Source organism: Kitasatospora sp. NPDC097643 (genome assembly GCF_040302625.1).
Lineage (GTDB): Bacteria > Actinomycetota > Actinomycetes > Streptomycetales > Streptomycetaceae > Kitasatospora.
The window spans coordinates 41,343-63,029 of the sequence record NZ_JBEOSA010000037.1 but is presented as its reverse complement, the minus strand read 5'-3'; the positions used below and the strand labels follow the sequence as shown (position 1 = coordinate 63,029).

Sequence of the window (21,687 nt, the reverse complement as noted above, 5' to 3'; positions counted from 1 at the left end):
ATGCCCGCACCGTCCACCCGGTCCACGGCACCGCCCGCGGACCGCCCGACCCCGAGGACACCCCTTGGCCGTCCGCCAACTCCTCCGCTGCGCCGCCCGGTTACTCGGCGCCACCGCCCTGACCGTCGCCGCCACCCTCACCGCCGCCGGCCCCGCGCACGCCGACTTCGGCACCGACTACCACGACCCGGTCACCGCCACCCGGCCGCTCACCCGCCCCGACAGCCGCGCCTGCACCGTCGAGGTGATGCACCAGCAGCAGTTCCGCAACGGCTACGGCAACCCGCCCGACACCCCGTACACCGCCACCGTCACCCCGCCCGCCGACTGCGCCGGCCCCTGGTCGGCGGTGGTGCTGGACCTCCACGGCCAGGTCGCCGGGCGGCAGTTCGACCGGCTCTTCAGCGTCCGCGTCGGCGGCGTCCAGGTGCTGCTCTCCTCCACCCCGGAGCCGTCCAAGGACGGCATCGAGTGGAACCTCGAACGCGATCTCACCCGCTACGCGCCGCTGTTCACCGCCGGCCCGCAGCCGTTCTCCTTCGACCTCGCCAACGTCACCGACGCCACCTACACCGGCGTCTTCACGATCACCGCGAGCCTGACCTTCTACACCGCCGACGCCCGGTGGCCCGCCGCCCGCACCGCCGACCGGCTGCTCACCACCGGCCCGTTCGCGCTCACCCAGGCCGCCCCGACGGCCGGCCGGGAGCTCGTCTTCCCGCAGAACCTGGAGCGCCTCACCGCCGAGGTGTACACCCGGGGCGGCGGCGCCTGCGAGGAGTTCGCGTACGCCTCCGCGCCCGACGAGTTCGTCCGCGCCAACCCGAGCATCGGGGCCTGCGGCAAGGGCCCGTTCCGGGAACTGCGACTGACCGTCGACGGGCGGACGGCCGGCGCGGTCTGGCCGTACCCGGTGATCTACACCGGCGGCTGGGACCCGCTGCTGTGGCGGCCCGTCCCCGGCGTCTTCGCCTTCGACCTGCCCGCCTACCGGCTCGACCTGACCCCGTACGTCGGGCTGCTGCTCGACGGCCGGCCGCACACCGTCGGCATCACGGTGAACGCCGCCGAGGCGCAGAGCAACGACGTCTGGACCGGCCAGGTCAACCTGTTCGCCGACGTCGACCACGGCTCCGCCCGCACCACCGGCCAGCTCACCGACCACCGGGTCGCCCCGGAGGCCACCCTCGGCACCGCGCTCGCGGACCACGGCGGCGGCAGCGGCGACTGGACGGTCACCGCCGCCCGGCACGACAGCGCCCGGGGCTGGGTGCAGACCTCGCACGGCCGGATCACCACCGAGGTCCGCGACGACCTCGCCTTCTCCTCCGCCCAACAACTGCGCGACAGCGGCAACGACATCACCCTGCACAACACCACCGATCTCACCCGCACCACCAGCAGCTGGGGCGGCGGCCCGCACCGCACCACCACCGTGCACGAGGGCGAACCGCTGGACGTCACCTACCGCGTCACTCACGACGCGGCGGGCAACACCGACCAGCAGACCGCCATGGACCTCGGCTACCACCGCGAGGCCACCACGGCGACCGGCGGCCACGTCACCGAGCGCTCGACCGTCGACCACACGCTGCGCCCGACCGCGCACCGCCACGACGGCGACCGCACCGTCCGCACCGGCTCCAGCACGGAGGACTACCGGAGCACCGGGCCGGAGGGGCCGTACCACCGGACGCTCTCCTTCGTCGACGGCTGGCCGAAGGCGTGAGGCGCGTCGTGGATCGCCGTTGATAGCCGTCGACCCACGGCCGGTTTGCTAAATTCGCCCGATTTCGGGTGGTTGACCCCTGGTGCACACGGCGTAGGAGGCGCATGATGGGAGGTGGACCTGCGAGGTAGCTGAAGGAGTTCGACCGCAGGAGGCAGTGGCGACAGATCGAGACGGATCAGGGTCTGCCGCTGGTACTACCTCGGTCGACGATCGAACTTTCGGCCGGAGGACACGCAGTACGAAGTCCGGAGGCCACCCCCACCTCGCAGGTTCCGCGCGCCCACGGAGCATCCCCTCGGCCCCGTGGGCGCGCAGTCGCGTCCGGGCGGTGCCGGGGCGGGGACGGGGCAGCTCTCGCGGGGGAGGCGGGCTCCTCCTCGGGGCGGAGGGGGTGGTGCGGCAACTCCCCTCCACAGCGGGAGGTCCGGCGCGGCGGCGGCGGCGAGAGTGGGTGCACCGGAGATTCCGCCCGCGAGAAGGTCGAGCCCAGCCATGAACCGTCGCCGCCCCGCCGTCACCGCCGCCGCCCTCTGCCTGCTGGCGACCGTCGCCGCCGCCGCGCCCGCCGCCGCCTCGTCCAACGGCACCGGGAACGGCACCGGGGACGGGGCCGCCGGTACGGTCCGGGTGCAGGGCAAGGCCGGTACCGTCCTCACCTCCGAGTTCCGCGACTTCGCCGGCGACCCGGTCCACCTGGAGCTGGACGCGCGCTCCACCCGCAACACCGATCCGTCGGCCACCACCGGCCACTTCCACGTCACCCACGTCCACACCGACGGCCGGCTGGTCGCCGACTTCGAGGGGGACATCACCTGCCTGGCCGTGGGCGGGCGGGACGCGATCGCCACCGGCGTGGTCACCGGGGGCCAGGCGCCGTGGTTCCCGGACCGGCCGCTGATCGGCCAGAAGGTCGCGCTCACGGTGCAGGACAACGGGCGGCACGGGGACCGGATCGGCTGGGTCTGGGGCATGTTCGGCCTGCCGGTCTCCGACTGCCAGGGCACGGTACCGTTCATCCGCACGACCACGGGCGACCTCACCGTGCGCGGCTGACCCGCCCGACGGGCCGGGGCCCGGGGGCCGGTGCCGCAACCGCCCGCCGACCGACCGTCGACCGCCCCGGAGGCCCGCCAGATGCCCGTCCACCACCACCCGCCCGCGCCGCGCATCGGGCGCCGCACCGCTCCCGATGCCACGGCCGGGGCCTCCGGACCGGGTGCGGGGTTCAACGACCTTACCGGGGAGGGCCGTTGAACCCCGCCCCCGACCCCGACCACGGCCGGCCCGATCACCCCCGTCCCGGCCGACCCCGACCCGACTACCACCAACTCGCCGCCGTCGGCCCGTACTTCGCGCTCGACACCGCCGCCTCGCCCGACGCGGCCCCGCCACCCGGCTACCGTCCGCTGCCCGAGCTGTACGGCACCGGACCGGACGCGCCGCTGGCCGGGCGGATCCGCGTGGTGGCACAGCGGCTCGGCACCACCGAACCCCGGGTCGCCGCATCGATCCTGCACCTCGGACTGGCCGCCCGCCTCTGGTCGGTGGGGCTCGGGGCGGCCGTTCTGCTCGGCACGGTGCCCAGGCTGACGCACGCCTGGGTGCGCCTGCCCGAGCAGGGGCCGATCGACCTCTGGGCTCCTCCGGAACCGTTCGACGCGCCGGCCCCCGACCCCGGACGACTCGCCGACCGGCTGCACGAGATCGTCCTGGTCGGCCAGTTGGAGCCGTTGGCGGCGGCGATCCAGGCCGCCGTCCCGCTCTCCGGCCGGCTGCTGCTGGGCAACGCCGCCTCCGCGCTGGCCGGCACCTTGCGGGTCCTGGACGCCCACGCGCCGGGCCCCGCCCGGGCCCTGGTCGCCGAGCTGCTCGACCGCCCGCCGCTGGCCGGCACCGGCACCCTGCGCACCGGCCCGCGCGGCACCGCCTTCCGGCGCACCAGCTGCTGCCTGTACTACCGGGTCGGGCCGGGCGCCGGCGTCTGCGGCGACTGCTGCTTCACCCGGCCCCCCGTCCGCCCGGGCCCGAAGACCCGGCCCTGAAGCCACCCGCTCACCGTCTCCGCACCCGGGGGCCCCGGTCGGCAACGGGTCACCACTGGGCGACGAGCGGCACGTCCGGTTCGTGCCGCCGCCAGGCTCCGGCGAGGCGGAGGAGCCGGGCGGGGGCGGCGATGCCGCGCACGGTGGCGATCCGGTCGCCCGCGAGGTCGAACGTCACCACGCCGATGACCCGGTCGCCGAGCACGAAGAGCATGGCGGGCGCCCCGTTGACGACCGCGTAGTGGACGGCGGGCGTGCCGCCGACGAGTCGCCGTTTCGCGGGTGTGGGTCTGAAGCCGGCCCGGGCCATGGCGGCGACGCGCTGCGGAGTGTCGTACCGCAGCAGGGTCATGGCCAGGCCGGCCGCGTTGGAGTCGGAGACCGCGGTCGCGTCGTCGGTGAGCAGCGCCACCAGCCGTTCGGTGCGGCCCGAGGAGGCGGCGGCGAGGAACTCCTCGACGATCCTGCGGGCGGATGCCTGGTCAACCTCGCCGCCGGCCCGGCGGCGTGCGGCGGTGATGCGACGCCGGGCCCGGTGGAGGTGCTGCTGGCTCGCGGACTCGGTGATGTCGAGGATCTCGGCGATCTCGGCGTGGCTGTAGGAGAACGCTTCGCGCAGCACGTAGACGGCCCGCTCCGGGGGTGACAGCCGTTCCATGAGGGTCAGCACGGCCAGCGAGACCGATTCGCGCTGCTCGAAGGTGTCGGCCGGGCCGAGCATCGGGTCGCCGTCGAGGAGCGGTTCGGGCAGCCAGGCGCCGACGGTGCGTTCGCGGCGGGCTCGTGCCGAGCGGAGCCGGTCGAGGCACAGGTTGGTGACGACCTTGGTCAGCCACGCCTCCGGCACCTTGATCTGCTGCCGGTCGGCGGCCTGCCAGTGCAGGAACGCGTCCTGCACGGCGTCCTCGGCGTCGGCGGCGGAGCCCAGCAGCCGGTACGCCAGTGAGGCCAGCCGGTTCCGGCCGGCCTCGAACCGGTTGGTGTCGTAGCGGTCGGTGACGGTGCCGTCCACGCGGACCACCCTAAGCGGCAACCGTCTGGTGGGCGGCCGCGTTCGGCGCGGCGACCAGGCGGCGCCTGCGCCTGGGCAGGCCGAAGGTCGGGTGCGAGGTGGTCCACAGCGACATCCTGAGGATGCCGGACTTGATCCGCGCGGCCTTCCGGCCGCCCACGCACGTCGGTTTCGCCCGCGCCTCGCCGTCGACCAGTTGCAGGATCCCGTCCCGCCGCCCGAGGCTGATGTGGTTGCCCAGGTACTCCAGCTTCGTCCGCGGGATCCTGCGGCCGGTCAGCTGTGCCACGATCGCGGCCGCGGCCTGCATGCCGGTGTAGCCGGCCGAAGCGCAGGACATCGGCAGCGGCCGGCCGTTGTCGCCGATGGCGTGGGCGCTGTCGCCGACGGCGTAGACGTTCGGGTGGGTGACCGACCGCATGGTGCGATCGACGACGATCCGGCCGTCCTCGGTGACCTCCAGCCCACCGGCGGCGGCGATCGGGCTGACCGCGAACCCGGCCGTCCACACGGTGGCGTCGGACGCCGGAGCGGTGCCGTCGGCGCACCGCACCCGGGTCGCTTCGACGGCTTCGACGGCGGTGTGCTCCAGGACGGTGACGCCCAGCCGGTCGCAGGCCTGACGCAGGTGGCCGCGGGCCCGGGCGGAGAGCGGGGCGCCCAGTTCGCCACGGGCGACCAGCGTCACCGACAGGCCGGGCCGGGACTCGGCGATCTCGGTGGCGGTCTCGATTCCGGTCAACCCGTCGCCGACGACCAGTACCCGCCCGCCGCCCCGCGTGCTCAGGTCGTCCAGGCGCTCGCGCAGGCGCAGCGCCGAGGGCCGGCCGCTGACGTCGAAGGAGTGCTCGGCCACGCCGGGGACGCCGTGGACGGCGCCGTGGCTGCCGAGCGCGTAGAGGAGCGTGTCGTAGCCGAGCTCGCCGCCGCGCCCTTTCGCGCCGTGCCCGTCGGGGTCATGCCCGTCGGTGTCGTGCCCGTCGGCGTCGCGCCCGTCCACGTCGGCCAGGGCGACGACCTGGCGCTCGGGGTCGACGGCGGTCACCCGGGCCAGGCGCAGCCGGATCCCCGTGCCCGCGAAGACGTCGGCGAGCCGCGGCGCCTCGATCTCCTGGCCGGCCGCGAGCTGGTGCAGCCGCAACCGCTGGACGAAGTCCGGCTCGGCGTTGACCACGGTGATCTCGGTGTCCGCCGGGGACAGCCGGCGGGCCAGGTTCCCGGCCACGTAGGACCCGGCGTAGCCGGCGCCGAGGACGACGATGCGGTGCTTCATCTGCTGCTCCTGTCGGTTCGCTTGCTCCCGGTGACTTGAGCGGAGCGGCGCCCCGATTGCTGACAGGAACCCCATGTGACGTGGGTCACAGCTTCAGGTGATCGGCGACCGCCCGGTACCGCCCGCAACGGCCGACGCGCCCCCCACGGCGGGCCCGGGCACCCGCACCGGGCCTGCGGAGTCGGCCAACCGCAAGTGCCCCCGGACCAGGTGGCGCAAGCAGGCGGCGGTGTGGTCCTCGGCGGCGGCGCGGGCGGTGGCGGCGTCGCCGGCGAGGACCGCGACCAGGATCTCCCGGTGCTGCTCGGCGAACCCCTCCTGGTCGGGCGCGTACGGTGCGGGCAGCCAGAGCAGCGGGCCGAGCTCGGCCTGGAGCCGGACGGCGAGCCGGGTGAGGCGCACCGACCGGGCGGCGACCGCGAGTTCGATGTGGAAGCGGGCGTCGGCGCGGCGCCGCTCGGCGGGTCCGGCGGCCTCGCGCAGTTCGTCCACCAGCCGGCCGAGCCGGGCGGTCAGGTCGGCGCGGGCCGGGTCGGCGGGGGCGCGTTCGGCGGCGAGCCGGGCGGCGGTGCCGGAGACGGCCAGTTCCTCGTCGCCGAGGTCGCGCAGCTCGGCGGTGGCGAGGTCGCGCAGCCGGGCGAGCTGTCGGCGCTGCGAGCCCTCGGCGGGCGTGCGCACGAAGCTGCCGCCGTTGCGGCCGCGCCGGGTTTCGATCAAACCGTCCTCGCGGAGCAGCGCGAGCGCCTCCCGGACGGTGCCGTTGGCGACGCCGAGCTGGTCGGCGAGGTCGTTCTCGCTGGGCAGTTGGTCACCGTGGTCGACCAGCCCGAGGGCGATCGCCTCGGTGATCCGTCGGGCCACGGCGTCGGCGCGGCCGAGGTCGGAGAGCGGCGCGAGGGCGGCGCTGAGAAGTGGGGTGGCGTTCCCGGTGGACGTCATGCCGAGCCCTCCTCGATCACCTCAGGATTGGGTGTTTTCCCGGCCGGGTAGCCTGCGGGCGGACTCACCCCTCGGTTCCACCCATCTCTCCCCGGTTGTCGGCGTGTACACACTCCTCGCCTCCTCCCCGGTGACCGCCACGCCCGCCGAGCCTCACGCCCGCCACGGCCACCTCCACCACCTCCCCCGCGAAGGACGCCCGGTGCCCCTCCCCCTCGACGGCGTCCTGGTCGCCGACTTCGGCCGCGTCCTCGCCGCGCCCTACCTGACCATGCTGCTGGCCGACCTCGGCGCCGACGTCGTCAAGGTCGAGCAGCCCGGCACCGGGGACGACACCCGCGCCTGGGGCCCACCGCACGCCCAGGGCGAGGCCACCTACTTCCTCTCCGTCAACCGCAACAAGCGCTCCCTCACCCTCGACCTGCGCGACCCGGCCGACCACGCCCGCGCCCTCGAACTGGTCCGCCGCGCCGACGTGCTGGTGGAGAACTTCCGCCCCGGCACGATGGCCCGCCACGGCCTCGGCCACGAGGAGGTCTGCGCCCTCAACCCCCGGCTGATCTACTGCTCCATCACCGGCTTCGGCTCCGGCGCAGGCGCCGCGCTGCCCGGCTACGACCTGCTGGTGCAGGCGGTCGGCGGCCTGATGTCGGTGACCGGCGCGGCCCCCGGCGAGCCGGTGAAGACCGGCGTCGCGCTGGTGGACGTGCTGACCGGGCTGCACGCGACGGTCGGTGTGCTGGCGGCGCTGCGCGAGCGGGACGCGTCCGGCCGGGGACAGCTGGTGGAGGTGAACCTGCTCTCCACCCTGCTGTCCGGCCTGGTCAACCAGTCCGCCGGCTACACCCTGGCCGGTGCGGTGCCGGGCATCCTCGGCAACCGCCACCCGTCCATCGCGCCGTACGAGGTGTTCCCCGCCGCCGACCGCCCGCTGGTCGTCGCGGTCGGCAACGACCGGCAGTTCGCCGCGCTCTGCCGGGGCCTGGACGCGCCCGGGCTGGCCGACGACCCCCGCTTCGCCACCAACGGCGACCGGGTGGCACACGTCGACGAGCTCGCCGCCGAACTCACCGCCCGCCTCGAACGCCGCACCGCCGCCGAGTGGTTCGCGCTGCTCACCCCGCTCGGCGTGCCCTGCGGCCCGGTCAACGACCTGGCCGGCGCCTTCGCCCTCGCCGACTCGCTCGGGCTCCAACCCCGGGCACCCCTGCCCGGTCCGGACGGGACGCCGCTCGACCTGGTCGCCAACCCGATCGGCCTCTCCCGCACCCCGCCCCGCTACCACCTCCGCCCGCCCCGGCTCGGCGAGCACACCGCCGAACTCACCGCCTGGCTGGACGAGAAGACCCCCGACGCCCCCGAGACGCCCGAGACCGCCGGGACCTCCGAGACCCCGGGGAGCCCGGGGAGCCCGGGGAGCCCGGGGAGCCCGGGGACCCCGAACGAACGCTGACCGCCCGCGAACGGGCCCGCGCCCGGCTTGTCCAGAGCCGGGCGCGGGCCGCCGATCCCCACCCGGCGCCGATGCCCTTGGCGCCTGGTGAAGTCCTCATCACCCGGAGGAGGGCCGGAGCGGCGGTCGGTCAGACCGCCACCGCCTCCGCCATCTCCTCCTCGGCCTCCTCCGGCGTCTCCACCGGACGGCGCCCGCGCTTCTCGTACCACGCGGCCGCCACCAGCGCGGCCACGCCGACCAGCAGCCAGACCACCAGCGTCAGGACGTTCCGGCCGAGGCCCGCCCCGCCGTCGAAGTACAGGACGTTGCGCGCGCCCTCCAGGAAGCCGGCGCCGATCCAGAAGCCGTGCAGGGCACCGAAGAAACCGTTCTGCAGTTCGGGCCGGTAGATGCCGCCGGAGGAGGTGAAGTTCAGCATCACGAACAGCACCATCAGGCCCAGCGTGCTCCACTTCTTCAGGAAGCCGTGCAGCCCGATGCCGAGCAGGACCACGCCCGCCGCGTAGAGCCAGCCGAGCGCCCAGACCGCGGCCAGGTCGTGGTCGACGACGTGGAACACCGGCCCGGCGATGACGATCCCGATCACGCTCACCACCAGCGAGACCGCGAGGCCGACCAGCGCCCGGATCCGCATGGGCAGCGCGGCGCCGGCCGCACCGATCACCGCGACGCTGCCGTAGCCGCCGATGCTCAGCGCGACCAGCAGGAAGAACAGGCCCTGCCCGGTGGGGTCGCCCTTCGTGGGCGTGGTGAGGTCGACGACGTGCAGCGGCACGCCCTGCCGGTCGGTGACGTTGGTGAAGACGGCCGTGGCGGCGACCACCGAGGTGTCCGAGTTGCCCTTGGCGACCAGCAGTTGCGGCGCCTTGGCGTCCGGGAGGAAGGCGCCGACCAGGTCGCGGTCGCGCAGCTGCTGTTCGGCGGCCGCCCGGTCGGGCAGGGTCCGCACGTCGAGGGCGTCCCCGGCCTTGGTCTGGATCGTCTGCGCCAGGCCCTGCGCCTGCGGGCCGGCGCCGACCACGGCCACCTTGAGGTGGCGCGGCTCGGGCTGGTGGAAGGCGCCCTGGTAGGCGAGCGCCATGCCGAGGCACATCAGCAGGGGGGTGATCAGGTGGATGGCCAGGTGCTTGAGCGTGTGCCCCAGGGTGGGCGCTGCGGTGGGGGTCCGGGGTGTGGGGCTCATGGCGGTCCTACCGTCTCCGTACGATACAGATGGTAAACACAACTATCTTGGGTGGTAAATGCAACCACCTGTCGATGTACCTTACAACCACCCCTGGCCGCGCCGGAACCCGCCCCTCACGCCCGCCGGAACCCGCGCCCCCGTCAGCCCAGCTCGAACACCCCGTACGAGAAGCCCTCCGCCCGCAGCTCCCCGTCCGCCACCCGCACGCCCTGCACGTCCAGCGGCCGGAGCCGTTCGAACTCCACCGGCACCGCCCCCGGCTCCCGGCGCGGATTGACCGCCACCAGGTACCGCCCGGACCGGGTGTACACCAGCGGGTACCCGGTGTGCCGGACCTCCACCCCGCCGGAGGAACCCAGCCCGGGGTACGCCCGGCGCAACCCGATCAGCCGCCGGACGGTGTGCAGCAGCGAGGTCGGGTCGGCGCGCTGGGAGAGCACGTCCGGGCGCAGCGGGTCCGGGTCGACGGGGAGGTAGAGCCGCTCCGGCGGCGCGCTGGAGAAGCCGGCCGCCGGCCCGGGCGCCCACTGCATCGGGGTCCGCGAACCCGCCCGGTTGTAGCGCGGTCCGAGCACGCTGCCCTCGGTGTCGGGCAGCCCGGGCAGGTAGCGCATGCCGATCTCGTCGCCGTAGTAGACGGCCGGCAGGGTGGGCCAGGTGAGCTGGAACGCGAAGGCCGGGGCGAGCTGTTCGACGGTGCGCGGGCCGGTGGCCAGCCGGGAGAAGTCGTGGTTGGCGGTGGGCAGGACGATGTACCCGGCGTCCTCGGTGAGTTCGGCGGCGGAGCGCCAGGCGTCCAGGAACACCCGCGGGGTGCCGCGCCCCTCGGCCTCGAAGTAGCAGGGGCCCTGCTGCCAGAACTCCTCGACGGTGCCGGCGTTGTTGTTCCACAGCGAGCGCAGCGGCAGGCCGTGGTCTGCCCCGCCGAAGTGCAGGAAGAAGTCGGCGTGGAAGCCGGCCGCGACGGCGGCGGCCGGGTCGCCCCACTCGGCGAGCAGGGCGGCCTGCGGGTGCGCCCGGTCGAGCCAGTCCCGCACCCCGGTCCAGAGTTTGGCGGTCTCGACCCGCCCGGGGTCGTCCTTGACGAGCGAGTAGGCCATGTCCACCCGGAAGCCGGACACGCCGAGGCCGAGCCAGTGCGCCATGATCCCGCGCAGCGCCGCCCGGTTGGCGCGCGGCCCTTCCGCGTCCACCGGCTGGCGCCACGGCTCCTCGGAACTGCCGCGTGCATAGCCGAAGTTGAGCGCGGGCTGGCAGTCGAAGAAGTTCGGCCGGTACCAGCCGGGGCGGCTGCCGGGCGAGCGGACGAAGCCGTCCACCTGGCGGTCGGACCAGATGTACCGGTGGTCGGCCGGGTCCTCGACGGCGGCCAGGAACCAGGGGTGACGGTCGGAGGTGTGCCCGGCGACCAGGTCGAGCAGGATCCGGATGCCCTTGCGGCGGGCCGCCTCGACCAGGGCGACCAGGTCCTCGGTGCCGCCGTAGCGCGGGGCGGGGGTGAGGTAGTCGGTGACGTCGTAGCCCGCGTCGCGGAACGGCGAGGCGAAGCAGGGGTTGAGCCAGACCGCGTCGACGCCGAGCCAGGCGAGGTGGTCCAGGTGCTCGGTGATGCCGGCGAAGTCACCGATGCCGTCGCCGTCGGAGTCGGCGAAGGTCTGCGGGTAGATCTGGTAGAGGACGGCGTCGGCCAGCCAGTCGGGGCCGGGGCGGGTCGAGGTCATGGGCTGGGTCCTCCTGCCGGGTCCGGGGGCCGGGGTCTACCGATTCTCGTCCAATCCGGGCCGTCCCGACAGCCCGCCTCGCCCCTTTCACCGGTCCGCTACCGGGCCCGCACCCCGAACTCGCAGGCCTGGACGAACGCGCGGGCCCGGCGGGTGATCTCCGCCCAGTCCCCCGCCGCGACCAGCTCCGGCCGCACCACGTCCGAGCCCGCGCAGACCGCGAACGCGCCCTGCTCCAGGAAGTCGGCGGCGTTTCCCGCCGTCACCCCGCCGGAGGCGACCAGCCGGACGCCCGGGAAGGGGCCGCGCAGGTCGTTGAAGTAGGCCGGGCCGAACACCCGGGCCGGGAAGATCTTGACGGCGGCGGCCCCGAGGTCCAGCGCCTGCGCCACCTCGGTCGGGGTGAGCGCGCCCAGCACCACCGGCACCCCGGCGGCGTGCGCGGCCGCCGCGACCTCGGGCCGGCAGCCGGGGGTGACCAGGAACGACGCACCGGCGGCGACGCCCTGCTCGGCCTGCTCGGCGGTCAGCACGGTGCCCAGACCGACCCGGTGGCCGGCCTGCGCGGCCCGGCGCAGCAGCTCCGGCGCGTCCTCGGTGGTGCAGGTGAACTCGGTCCAGCTGATGCCGCCTTCGGCGAGGGCGGCGCACAGGGCGGCGGCGTCCGGGATCCGGTGCGCGCGGACGACGGCGATCACCTGGTCGTCGTGCAGCGCGGCGAGCGGGTTCGGGCGGGCCGCGGGCGAACCGAACGGGCTGCCGCGGTGCGGGTCGGCGGCGAGCGGGCCGGCGCCGAGCGGGCCGAGGCCGGCCGGGTTCGGCTCGTCCGGATCCAACGGGTTCATGCGGCTCGGGTCCCTCGGTCGGTGCGGCGCAGGGCCCGCCCGGGCCGGGCGCCCGTGGTGCGGCCCTGCCGGACGACGGCGGTGCCGTTGACGTACACGTACTCGATGCCCTCGGCGGGCAGCCGGGGCTGCTCGTAGGTGGCGGCGTCCCGGACCCGCTCGGGGTCGAAGAGGACCAGGTCCGCGTGGTGGCCGGGGGCGATTCGGCCGCGCCGGTGCAGGCCCAGCCGGGCAGCCGGCCGGCCGGTCATCCGGGCGACCGTCTCCTCCAGCGTGAGCACGCCCAACTCCCGCGCGTAGTGGCCCAGATAGCGGGGGAAGGTGCCCCAGGCGCGCGGGTGCGGGCGGGCCCCGACGAGCAGCCCGTCGCTGCCGACGGTGTGCGCGGGGTGGCGCATGATCGCCCGGACGTTCTCCTCGTGGCCGACGTGCTGGAGGATCGTGGTGGCCAACTCGTCCCGGCGCAGCAGGTCCAGGAAGACCTCCGTCCCGCTGCGGCCCCGCTCGGCGGCGAGTTCGGCGATGGTCCGGCCGACGGTGTCGGCCAGCTCCGGGGCGCGGACGCCGGAGATCTGGATCGTCGCCCAGTCGGTGACCACCCCGTGGCAGCCGTCGCTGCCCCGCTCCTCCACCGCGTACCGGATCCGCTCGCGGGCCGCCGGGTCGGCCAGCCGGGCCAAGGTGGCCGCCGGGCCGCCCTCGGTGGCCCAACTCGGCAGCAGAGCGGCCAGGGTGGTGGAGCCGGGCAGGTAGGGGTAGCTGTCCAGGGTGAGGTCGACGCCGTCGGCGAGCGCCTGGTCCAGCAGGTCCAGCAGCTCGCCGGCCCGGCCCCGGTTGACCCCGAAGTTCATCGTGGCGTGGGTGAGGTGCAGCCCGCAGCCGGTCCGCCGGGCGATCTCCACCATCTCCGCGTAGCCGTCCAACGCCCCTGCGCCGTACGAGCGTTGGTGCGGCGCGTGGAAGCCGCCGTAGGCCGCGACCACCAGGCACAGCTCGGCCAGTTCGGCGGTGTCGGCGTACGTCCCGGGGGTGTAGCTGAGGCCGCTGGACATGCCGACCGCGCCGTCCAGCAGCCCCTGGGCCAAGTACTGGCGCATCCGGTCGAGTTCGGCGGCGTCAGGGGCGCGGTCGTCCCAGCCCATGGCGAGCACCCGCAGCGTGCCGTGCGGGACGAGGTAGCAGGCGTTGACGGCGACGCCGGTGCGGTCCAGTCGGTCCAGGTAGTCGGCGACGCCGCGCCAGTCCCAGTCCAGGGCGTCCGGATCGCCGTTCCAGCCGGCCAGTTGGCGGCGCAGCGCGGGCAGCGTGGCGTCGTCCACCGGTGCGTACGACAGACCGTCCTGGCCCAGCACCTCGCAGGTGACGCCCTGGGTGACCTTGGCCGGGTGCTCGGGTTCGAGCAGCAGGGCGAGGTCGGAGTGGGCGTGCATGTCGATGAAGCCGGGGGCGAGGACCAGCCCGTCGGCGTCCACCGCGTCGAGCGCGTCCAGGCGGTCGCCGATCTCGGTGATCAGGCCGTCGGCGATCCGCACGTCCGCCCGGTAGCGGTCGGCGCCGGTGCCGTCCACGACGGTGGCGCCCCGGAAGACGGTGTCCCGCGCCCGGCCGGCCGTCATCAGAAGAACGTCCTGACCAACCCGGTGACCTTCGGCTCGGCCGCGTCCGCCGAGTCCAGCACGGGCAGCGCCGTCCACTTGTCGAAGGCGGTGCACGGGTGGGAGACGCCCAACCGCAGCACCGCGCCGATCGGCGCGAGGTCGCCGGCGTCGCGCAGGAAGGCGTGCTGGTCGTTGAGGGCGGTGATCCGGGCCGACGTCCCGGTCAACTCGGCACCGCCGCGGACGCGTTGCGGCTCCGGCATGCCCTCGTCGAAGGGCAGGTCGCGCTTGCCGGCGTCCAGCAGGGCCAGTTGCGGCTCGGGCCGGGACACCACCCGGGCCCAGCCGTGCAGCGCGCCCCGGAACGGCGCCTCGCCGGCGCCCCGGACCAGCGGCGAGATGCCCCGGTAGAAGCCGTCGTCGTGTGCGATGTACGCACCCGAGCGCAGCACCACCAGGGCGTCCGGCAGACCGGTCAATTCCTCGACCACCAGGTCGAAGTAGGCGCTGCCACCGGCCGACACCACCGGTCGCGCGTCGTCCGGGTAGGCGTGGGCGAGCCGGCCGTGCAGCTCGGCGAGCGCCTTCAGGTAGCCGCGGACGGTGGCCAGCCCGTCGGCCGTGGCGTCGTGCGCGAGCGCGCCCTCGTACCCACCGACGCCGGCGAGGCGCAGCGTCGGGGCGCGCAGCACGGCGGCGGCGATCTCGACGGCCGCGTCGACGCCGCGGGCGCCGGTCCGCCCCCCGGGGCCGCCGAGTTCGATCAGCACCTCGACCGGCCGCTCGGCCCGGGCCGCGCGCAGCGCCTCGTCCATCAGCCGGACGCTCTCGACGGAGTCCACCCAGGAGACGAAGGCGAAGCCCGGGTCGGCGGCCAACTCGGCGGCCAGCCAGGCGAGTCCGGCCGGGTCGAGCAGGGTGTTGGCGAGCAGGATCCGTTCGACGCCGAACGCCCGGGCGACCCGGACCTGCGGCAGGTTGGCGAGCGTGATGCCGTGGCTGCCGGCGTCGAGCTGGGCCTGCCAGAGGGCGGGCGCCATGGTGGTCTTGCCGTGCGGGACGAGCGCGACCCCGGCCTTGGCGCACCAGTCGGCCATGGTCCGGACGTTGTGGTCGAGCGCGGCGCCGTCGAGGGTGAGCAGCGGGGTGCCGAGTCCGGCGAGGGTGGGTCCGGTGGCCAGCCAGTCCCGGACGGAGTGACCCCACGCCTCCGGGGGGACGGCCTTGAACCGCCAGTCGAGCGTCTCGTCGGCGAGGGCCGCCACGGCACCGCCGTCGATGCCCGGCCCGGTGCCGCTGCTTGCGAAGGTCTGCTCCACCGTCTTCCTCCATCTGCCGTGTTGCAACATGCGCAATGAGGGTTGCACATGCTGGCAGCACGGTTCTAGCATCGGCGCCGGACCACGGTCAACGGACCCGGGCCCCGAACAGCGAACACCGCGGACCCGGGCCCGGACGACCGCCCGGAGCCGCCCCGGCCCCACCGCCGACCGCCCCACCGACGACTGCCCGACCGACGGCCGCCCCATCACCGAGCGCCCCGCCGGCGGCCGCCCGCGGTCGAGGGGCCAGACGAGGAGCCCAGCAGATGCCGCTTGAGGACACCCCGGGCCCGGCACGACCCGGCGCCCCGACGGCCGTCTGCCTGGGCGAGTCGATGGCGGTGCTGCTGCCCGACCGCCCGGGCCCGCTGGAGTCGGTGGAGCACTTCCGGCTCTCCGTCGGCGGCGCGGAGTCCAACGTGGCCGGCACCCTGGCCGCGCTCGGCGTGCCGACCGCCTGGATCAGCCGGGTCGGCGACGACGGCTTCGGCCGCCGCCTGCTCGCCGAGGTCGCCGCCCGGGGCGTGGACGTCTCGGCAGTCGCCGTCGACCGGGACCGCCCCACCGGCCTCTACCTCAAGGAGGTCGGCGGCTCGACCGGCCACCGTCACGACCTCGGCCCCGGCCGCAGCCGTCTGCACTACCACCGCCGCGGGTCCGCGGCCGCCGCGCTCTCGCCCGCGCTGCTGGCCGACCCCGCCGCCGCCCGGCTGCTGGCCGGGGCCCGGCTGCTGCACCTGTCCGGCATCACCGCCGCGCTGTCCGACGACTGCCTGGCCCTGCTGCGCGCCCTGCTGGCCGAGCCCCGCCCGTACCGGACCGTCAGCTTCGACCTCAACTGGCGCCCCGCGCTCTGGCGCGACCGCGACCCGGCCGTGCTGCCGCCGCTGCTGGACGCCGCCGACGTCCTGCTGCTCGGCGCCGACGAGGCCGAGGCCGCCTTCGGCACCGGCGACCCGGCCGCGCTGCGCCGCCGCTTCCCCTCGCCCGCCACCGTGGTGGTCAAGGACGCCGCGCGGGCGGTCACCGCGCTGGAGCGGGACGGTACGGCGGTCACCGAACCCGCGCTCGCCGTCGAGGTGGTCGAGGCCACCGGCGCGGGCGACGCCTTCGCCGCCGGCTATCTGGCCGGTACGGTCCGCGGCCTCGACCAGCGCCGCCGACTGCGGCTCGGCCACCTGAGCGCGGCCTGCGCGCTGACCGCCCCCGGCGACCAGGCCGAGCTGCCGCCCGCACCGCTGGTGGCGGCGCTGCTCGACGCCTCCCCCGCCGACTGGGCCGCGACCCGGGTCTCGGCGGAGGGCATCACCAGCCCCGCCCTGCCCACCACCCCTCCCACGAGCACCTCTCCCGCGAGCACCCCTCCCACCAGCGCCCCGAGCGGAGCACGATGAGCCAGACCGTCACCCGCGCCCTGCGCATCCTGGCCGAACTCGGCGAGGGCGAACGCTCCCTGGACCAGCTGGCCGAGGTGCTCGGCGTCCACAAGACCACCGTGCTGCGGCTGCTCCAGAGTCTCGAAGCGGAGCGGTTCGTCTACCGCGACGCCGCCTACCGCTACCACCTGGGCGCCGGCCTGTTCGCACTATCGGGCCTCGCCCTGGAGCAGCGCGGCATCCGCCGGATCGCCGCCCCGCACCTGGCCGAGCTGAACGCCGCCACCGGCCAGACCGTGCACCTGGCCGCGTACGAGGGCGGCGAGGTCGTCTACATCGACAAGTTCGACTCCCGCCACCCGGTCAGGATGTACTCCCGGATCGGCCTGCGCGCCGCCCTGCACAGCGCCGCCGTCTCCAAGGTGCTGCTCGCGGACCTGCCGCTGCCGGAGCGCCGCCGGGTGGTGGCCGGGATCGACTTCACCCCGCACACCCCGCGCACGCTCACCTCGCCGGAGGCCCTGCTCGGCGAGCTGGAGAAGGTCGCCGCCCAGGGCTGGGCGCAGGACCACGCCGAGCACGAGGCGTTCATCAACTGCGTGGCCGCGCCGATCCGGGATGCCAGCGGCCGGGTGGTCGCCGCCGCCTCCATCTCCGTCCCGGACGTGCTCCTCCCGTACGAGCAGGTGCTGGACCTGCTCCCGCAGCTGCTCACCACCGCCCGCACCATCTCGGCCGACTGCGGTCGCCCGGACCCGAACTGACGTACTGTCACCACGCAAGGAGCCCAAGGAGCCCCGTGAACGACAAGACCGAGATCCGCACCGACGGCGCCCCCGCCCCCGCCTGGACGTTCTCCCAGGGCGTCCGCAAGGGCCCGATCCTCCAGGTCTCCGGCCAGGGCCCGCAGGACCCGGCGACCGGCGAGTACCTGCACCACGGGGACGTGAAGGCGCAGACCCGGCGGACGCTGGAGAACGTCAAGGCGATCGTCGAGGCCGGCGGCGCGACCGTCGAGGACGTGGTGATGTTCCGCGTCTACCTCACCAAGCGCGCCGACTTCCCGCTGATGAACGAGGCCTACTCCGAGTTCATCGAGGAGAACATCAAGCCCGGCGGGGTCAAGCCCTGCCGGACCACCGTCTTCGTCGAACTGCCGCAGGAGCCGATGCTGGTCGAGATCGACGCCCAGGCCGTCGTCTCCTGACCCCTCCGCCGACCGCGAACCGGCCCGGACGCCCCCTCCGTCCGGGCCGTTCCCGCCCCCTCCCCCGGCGGCTCACCGCCGCGCCGCCGCCCCCTCCTCGGCCACCGCCGCGCCCCCGCGCGCCACGATCCGTCCGCCACCGCCACCACCGCGCCGCTCCAGCGCGGCGGAGAGCACCGTCACCCCGAGGGCGACGGCGGTGAGCAGCCCGCCCACCCAGTTCGGCGCGTCGTAGCCGAGCCCGGCCGAGATCACCACCCCGCCGAGCCAGGCCGCCAGCGCGTTGCCCAGGTTGAACGCGGCGATGTTGGCGGCCGAGGCCAGCGTCGGCGCACCGGCCGCCTGGTCCATCACCCGCTTCTGCAACGGCGCGACGGTCGCGAAGCCGAACAGCCCGATCAGCGGGATGGTCACCACCGCACCGACCTTGCTGTGCGCGGCGAGGGTGAACGCGAACAGCAGCGCCGCCAGTGCGGCGAGGATCACGGTGAGGCTGCGCATCAGCGCCCGGTCGGCGAGCCAGCCGCCGAGCAGGTTGCCGACGAACAGGCCGACGCCGAACAGGAAGAGCAGCCAGGTGACGCTGCCCGGGGCGAACCCGGCCAGCTCCGTCATCATCGGCGTGATGTACGTGAACATCGCGAAGATGCCGCCCCAGCCGAGCACGGTCATGCTGAGCGCCAGCCACACCTGCGGCGCCCGGAAGACGGCCAGTTCCGGGCCGAGCCGGCCGCCCTCGGCGCGCGGCTGGACGGGCACCAGCGCCGCGATCCCGGCGAGGCCGACCAGGCCGAGCCCGGCGACCACCAGGAAGGTGGAGCGCCAGCCGAAGTGCTGGCCGAGCAGCGTGCCCATCGGGACGCCGAGCACATTGGCGGCGGTGAGCCCGGTGAACATCAGGGCGATCGCACTGGCCCGCCGGTGCGGCGCGACCAGGCCGGCGGCGACGACCGAGCCGATGCCGAAGAACGCGCCGTGCGCGAAGGCGCTGACGATCCGGCCGACCATCAGCAGCCCGAAGGCCGGCGCGACGGCCGCGACCAGGTTGCCGACGACGAACAGGCCCATCAGCCCCAGCAGCATCCCCTTGCGGGGCGCCCTGGTGCCGAGGACGGTGAGCAGCGGGCCGCCGACCACGACGCCGAGCGCATAGCCGGAGATGAGCAGGCCGGCGGTGGGGATGGAGACCGAGAAGTCGCCGGCGACCTCGGGCAGCAGGCCCATGATCACGAACTCGGTGGTGCCGATGCCGAAGGCGCTGATCGCCAGCGCCAGGAGCGCGAGGGGCATGAGGGATCGCTTTCCGAAGAGACTCGTTGCATGCGCAACTACCAGCGTCGACAATACGACCGAACGACGAATACTTGCAAGCGCTGCCTATCCCCCAAAGCAGCAATCCCTCACGCCCACCCTCGCCACTTGCCACACCACCCCACCCCCATTAGGTTAGGCTCACCTAACTTCCTGGAGGTCCACCATGAGCCAGCCCGCCGGCGACACCGACGCGCCCGAGCCCACCCTCGCCGAACGGCTCCTCGGCCTGCTCGCCGCGACCTCCTCCCTCACCGTCCGCACCGGCGGCGAGCACCACGACCTCGACACCCCGGTGTCCGTCCACGGCTCCCGGCTGCGGCTGCGCGCCCCGCTCGACGCCCCGCTCACCGCGGCCGCCGCCCGCGCCACCGACCCGCTCCCGGTCGTCCTGGACGTCACCGACATCGCCCCCGTGGCCGTCCGCGACCGGGTCCGCGCCCGCCTCACCATGGCCGGCCGGCTGCACCTGGCCCACCTCGCCGACGACGGCCTCAGCGTCCACCTGCACGTCGACGTGGCGCACGCCGTCCTCGCCACCCCGTACGGGACCGGCGCCTTCACCGCCGCCGACCTCGCCCTCGCCGGCGCCGACCCGCTCGCCCGCTACGAGGCCGCCCTGCTCACCCACCTGGCCGACGACCACGCCGAGGAACTCGCCCTGCTCACCCGGCTGCTCGACCCGGCCCTGCTCGCCGGACAGCCGGACGTCCGCCCGCTCGCCCTGGACCGCCACGGCCTGGTGCTGCGCCTGGACCACCCGCACGGCCACCGCGACGTCCGCCTGGTCTTCCCCGAACCCGCCGACGGCACCGACGAGTTCGGGCAGCGCATGCACGACATGCTGACCGCCGCCCGGCACGCGCTGCCCGCCCACCGGCACTGAACCGACGGACGGGCAGCCACTTCTGACTCGACGTCAATTCCGCTCGGCGGCGTCCTCCAGAATGATCCGCCCCATCCGCGCGTACCGCTCCGGCCGTCGGCTCCGCATGGTCAGCGCCAGCGCGATCCCGGCCAGGAAGGCCCCGATCACCAGGTACGGGATCAGCCGGAACAGCAGCGTGTCGGCCGCCGCCCCCGCCGCGGCGTCCTTGTTGAGCACCAGCAGCACCACCACCCCGGCCATCGCCACCCCGCCCACCAGCGGCGCGACCAGCGTGCGGAACCAGTGCCGGGTCTCGGGGTGCCGGCGCTGCACGTGGAAGTACCCCACCACGGCGAACGAGCAGAGCGTCTGCACGATCAGGATCGCCATCGTGCCCAACAGCGCCAGCAGCGAGTACAGGTGCACGTACGGGTCCATCCCGGCCGCGAGGAACGCCACCACCAGGCAGACCGCGATCCCCGACTGCACCACCGAGGCGACGTACGGCGAGCCGTACCGCGGGTGGGTGCGGCCCAGCGCCGGGTGCAGGAAGCCCTCCCGCCCGATCGCGTACAGGTAGCGGGCCGCGCACTGGTGGAAGGCCATCGCGCAGGCGAACGAGCCGGTGACGACCAGCCATTGGAACACCTTGACCGCCCAGGCCCCGAGGTGCGCGCCCAGCGGGTCGAAGAACAGGTTGTTCCCGTCCTTGCCCGCCACCGCCCCGCTCGCCAGGTCGATCGCGTGCTGGACCCCGTTGCCGGAGACGATCATCCAGGACACGAAGACGTAGAACAGGCCGACCCCGACCACCGAGATCAGCGTGGCCCGCGGCACCACCCGCTTCGGGTCGCGCGACTCCTCGCCGTACATCGCCGTCGACTCGAAGCCGACCCAGGACCAGAACGCGAAGAACAGCCCCAGCCCGGCCGCCGCCGCGCCCGAACCGCCCACCCCCTTCAGCGCGTTCACCGGGTTGACCGCCTCGCCGACGATGCCGTCCGGCCCGCCGCCGGAGAACAGCACGGCCAGCGAGACCGCGCCCAGCACACCGATCTCCAGCACCAGCGCGACCCCGAGCACCCGCGCCGTCAGGTGCAGGTCGAACCAGGCCATCACCCCGATCGCCGCCAGCCCGAACAGCGCGTACCAGCCCCACCCGAGGTCCAGCCCCAGCTGCGTCCGCACCAGCCCGCGCAGCGAGTACGCGAAGAAACCGATGATCGAGGCCTCGAACACGATGTACGCGAGCACCGCGAGCAGCCCGGAGGCCATCCCGGCCACCCGGCCGAGCCCGTGCGAGATGTACCCGTAGAACGCCCCGGCCGCCGTGATGTGCCGGGCCATCGCCACGTACCCGACCGAGAACACCGTGAGCACCACGGTGGCCACGATGTACGCGGCGGGCGCGCCGACGCCGTTGCCCTGCCCGACGATGATCGGCAGGTTGCCGGTCATCGCCGTGATCGGGGCCGCGGTGGCGATCGCCATGAAGACCACCCCCACCAGGCCGACCGAGTTCGCCTTCAGCCGGTCGACCCCACCTCCCCCGGTCCGCTCACCGGTCGTGTCCCCGCTCTGGACGGCCATGCGGCCTCCTCCGTGCGCCGTGGCTGTGCCGCCCGCCGGAGAGGCCGGGCGCTGACTGCCCGACAGCATCGGGGTGGGGCGAAAACCGTCGCAAGGAACAGATCGTCAGACAAGTCGGCGCGGAAGTTGACGCCCTGTTCGGTTCGGATCCACCCGCTGTTCGGACGCGGCGCCCCGGAACCCCGGAGCCGCCCCCGGAAACGAAAGCG

General features: G+C 74.6%; 18 protein-coding genes. 8 read left to right on the top strand and 10 right to left on the bottom strand.

The window, feature by feature from the left end:
* Positions 1 to 64: 64 nt before the first annotated feature.
* From ABTY15_RS23380 to ABTY15_RS23370, 3 genes are all read left to right on the top strand, one after another.
* Entirely contained in the window at positions 65 to 1,729 is a 1,665-nt protein-coding gene (locus tag ABTY15_RS23380) for a peptide-N4-asparagine amidase (protein ID WP_350597584.1), read from the top strand.
* 495 nt (positions 1,730 to 2,224) lie between these two features.
* A complete protein-coding gene (locus ABTY15_RS23375; RefSeq protein WP_350597578.1) occupies positions 2,225 to 2,785 on the top strand; it encodes a hypothetical protein in 561 nt (186 codons plus the stop codon).
* A gap of 197 nt (positions 2,786 to 2,982) precedes the next feature.
* A complete protein-coding gene (locus ABTY15_RS23370) occupies positions 2,983 to 3,774 on the top strand; it encodes a (2Fe-2S)-binding protein (RefSeq protein ID WP_350597572.1) in 792 nt (263 codons plus the stop codon).
* Positions 3,775 to 3,823: 49 nt separating this feature from the next.
* Here ABTY15_RS23370 and ABTY15_RS23365 read toward each other — a convergent pair whose 3' ends face one another.
* From ABTY15_RS23365 to ABTY15_RS23355, 3 genes are all read right to left on the bottom strand, one after another.
* Positions 3,824 to 4,786: a sigma-70 family RNA polymerase sigma factor gene (locus tag ABTY15_RS23365; RefSeq protein ID WP_350597567.1), complete on the bottom strand. Its 963-nt coding sequence runs from the start codon at positions 4,784 to 4,786 to the stop codon at positions 3,824 to 3,826.
* Between the two features lie 10 nt (positions 4,787 to 4,796).
* Positions 4,797 to 6,059 carry an NAD(P)/FAD-dependent oxidoreductase gene (locus tag ABTY15_RS23360; RefSeq protein WP_350597560.1) on the bottom strand — a complete coding sequence of 421 codons (1,263 nt, stop codon included), beginning with the start codon at positions 6,057 to 6,059 and terminating at the stop codon, positions 4,797 to 4,799.
* A 93-nt stretch (positions 6,060 to 6,152) separates the two neighbouring features.
* Positions 6,153 to 6,998: a FadR/GntR family transcriptional regulator gene (locus ABTY15_RS23355; RefSeq protein ID WP_350597553.1), complete on the bottom strand. Its 846-nt coding sequence runs from the start codon at positions 6,996 to 6,998 to the stop codon at positions 6,153 to 6,155.
* A 202-nt stretch (positions 6,999 to 7,200) separates the two neighbouring features.
* Here ABTY15_RS23355 and ABTY15_RS23350 point away from each other — a divergent pair, with 202 nt between their 5' ends.
* Complete coding sequence (locus ABTY15_RS23350) at positions 7,201 to 8,451, top strand: CaiB/BaiF CoA transferase family protein (protein WP_350597541.1); 1,251 nt, start codon at positions 7,201 to 7,203, stop codon at positions 8,449 to 8,451.
* Between the two features lie 130 nt (positions 8,452 to 8,581).
* On the opposite strand, the gene ABTY15_RS23345 is transcribed toward ABTY15_RS23350, so the two are convergent.
* The 5 genes from ABTY15_RS23345 to ABTY15_RS23325 form a co-directional block, all read right to left on the bottom strand.
* Positions 8,582 to 9,637, bottom strand: a complete 1,056-nt coding sequence (locus tag ABTY15_RS23345) for an ABC-2 transporter permease (protein WP_350597536.1) — start codon at positions 9,635 to 9,637, stop codon at positions 8,582 to 8,584.
* 143 nt (positions 9,638 to 9,780) lie between these two features.
* Positions 9,781 to 11,361: an alpha-amylase family glycosyl hydrolase gene (locus ABTY15_RS23340; protein ID WP_350597529.1), complete on the bottom strand. Its 1,581-nt coding sequence runs from the start codon at positions 11,359 to 11,361 to the stop codon at positions 9,781 to 9,783.
* A gap of 98 nt (positions 11,362 to 11,459) precedes the next feature.
* Complete coding sequence (locus ABTY15_RS23335; protein WP_350597521.1) at positions 11,460 to 12,206, bottom strand: bifunctional 4-hydroxy-2-oxoglutarate aldolase/2-dehydro-3-deoxy-phosphogluconate aldolase; 747 nt, start codon at positions 12,204 to 12,206, stop codon at positions 11,460 to 11,462.
* A complete protein-coding gene (locus ABTY15_RS23330; RefSeq protein ID WP_350597513.1) occupies positions 12,203 to 13,822 on the bottom strand; it encodes an N-acyl-D-amino-acid deacylase family protein in 1,620 nt (539 codons plus the stop codon). The genes ABTY15_RS23335 and ABTY15_RS23330 overlap by 4 nt, the downstream gene beginning before the upstream one ends.
* A complete protein-coding gene (locus ABTY15_RS23325; RefSeq protein ID WP_350597507.1) occupies positions 13,822 to 15,123 on the bottom strand; it encodes a type III PLP-dependent enzyme domain-containing protein in 1,302 nt (433 codons plus the stop codon). The genes ABTY15_RS23330 and ABTY15_RS23325 overlap by 1 nt, the downstream gene beginning before the upstream one ends.
* A gap of 269 nt (positions 15,124 to 15,392) precedes the next feature.
* Here ABTY15_RS23325 and ABTY15_RS23320 point away from each other — a divergent pair, with 269 nt between their 5' ends.
* From ABTY15_RS23320 to ABTY15_RS23310, 3 genes are read left to right on the top strand one after another with little or no spacing between them, the layout of a single operon-like run.
* On the top strand, positions 15,393 to 16,520 hold the full coding sequence (locus ABTY15_RS23320; protein WP_350597502.1) for a sugar kinase: 1,128 nt from the start codon (positions 15,393 to 15,395) through the stop codon (positions 16,518 to 16,520).
* Positions 16,517 to 17,266 carry an IclR family transcriptional regulator gene (locus tag ABTY15_RS23315; protein WP_350597498.1) on the top strand — a complete coding sequence of 250 codons (750 nt, stop codon included), beginning with the start codon at positions 16,517 to 16,519 and terminating at the stop codon, positions 17,264 to 17,266. Before ABTY15_RS23320 ends, ABTY15_RS23315 begins: the two co-directional genes overlap by 4 nt.
* Positions 17,267 to 17,301: 35 nt before the next feature.
* Positions 17,302 to 17,709, top strand: a complete 408-nt coding sequence (locus ABTY15_RS23310) for a RidA family protein (RefSeq protein WP_350597490.1) — start codon at positions 17,302 to 17,304, stop codon at positions 17,707 to 17,709.
* 72 nt (positions 17,710 to 17,781) lie between these two features.
* On the opposite strand, the gene ABTY15_RS23305 is transcribed toward ABTY15_RS23310, so the two are convergent.
* Positions 17,782 to 18,999, bottom strand: coding sequence for an MFS transporter (locus ABTY15_RS23305; RefSeq protein WP_350597483.1), 1,218 nt, complete (start codon positions 18,997 to 18,999; stop codon positions 17,782 to 17,784).
* 187 nt (positions 19,000 to 19,186) lie between these two features.
* On the opposite strand from ABTY15_RS23305, the gene ABTY15_RS23300 reads away from it, so the two are divergent.
* Positions 19,187 to 19,906, top strand: a complete 720-nt coding sequence (locus ABTY15_RS23300; protein ID WP_350597475.1) for a DUF2470 domain-containing protein — start codon at positions 19,187 to 19,189, stop codon at positions 19,904 to 19,906.
* A gap of 33 nt (positions 19,907 to 19,939) precedes the next feature.
* Here ABTY15_RS23300 and ABTY15_RS23295 read toward each other — a convergent pair whose 3' ends face one another.
* A complete protein-coding gene (locus tag ABTY15_RS23295; RefSeq protein ID WP_350597465.1) occupies positions 19,940 to 21,478 on the bottom strand; it encodes an APC family permease in 1,539 nt (512 codons plus the stop codon).
* Positions 21,479 to 21,687: the final 209 nt, after the last annotated feature.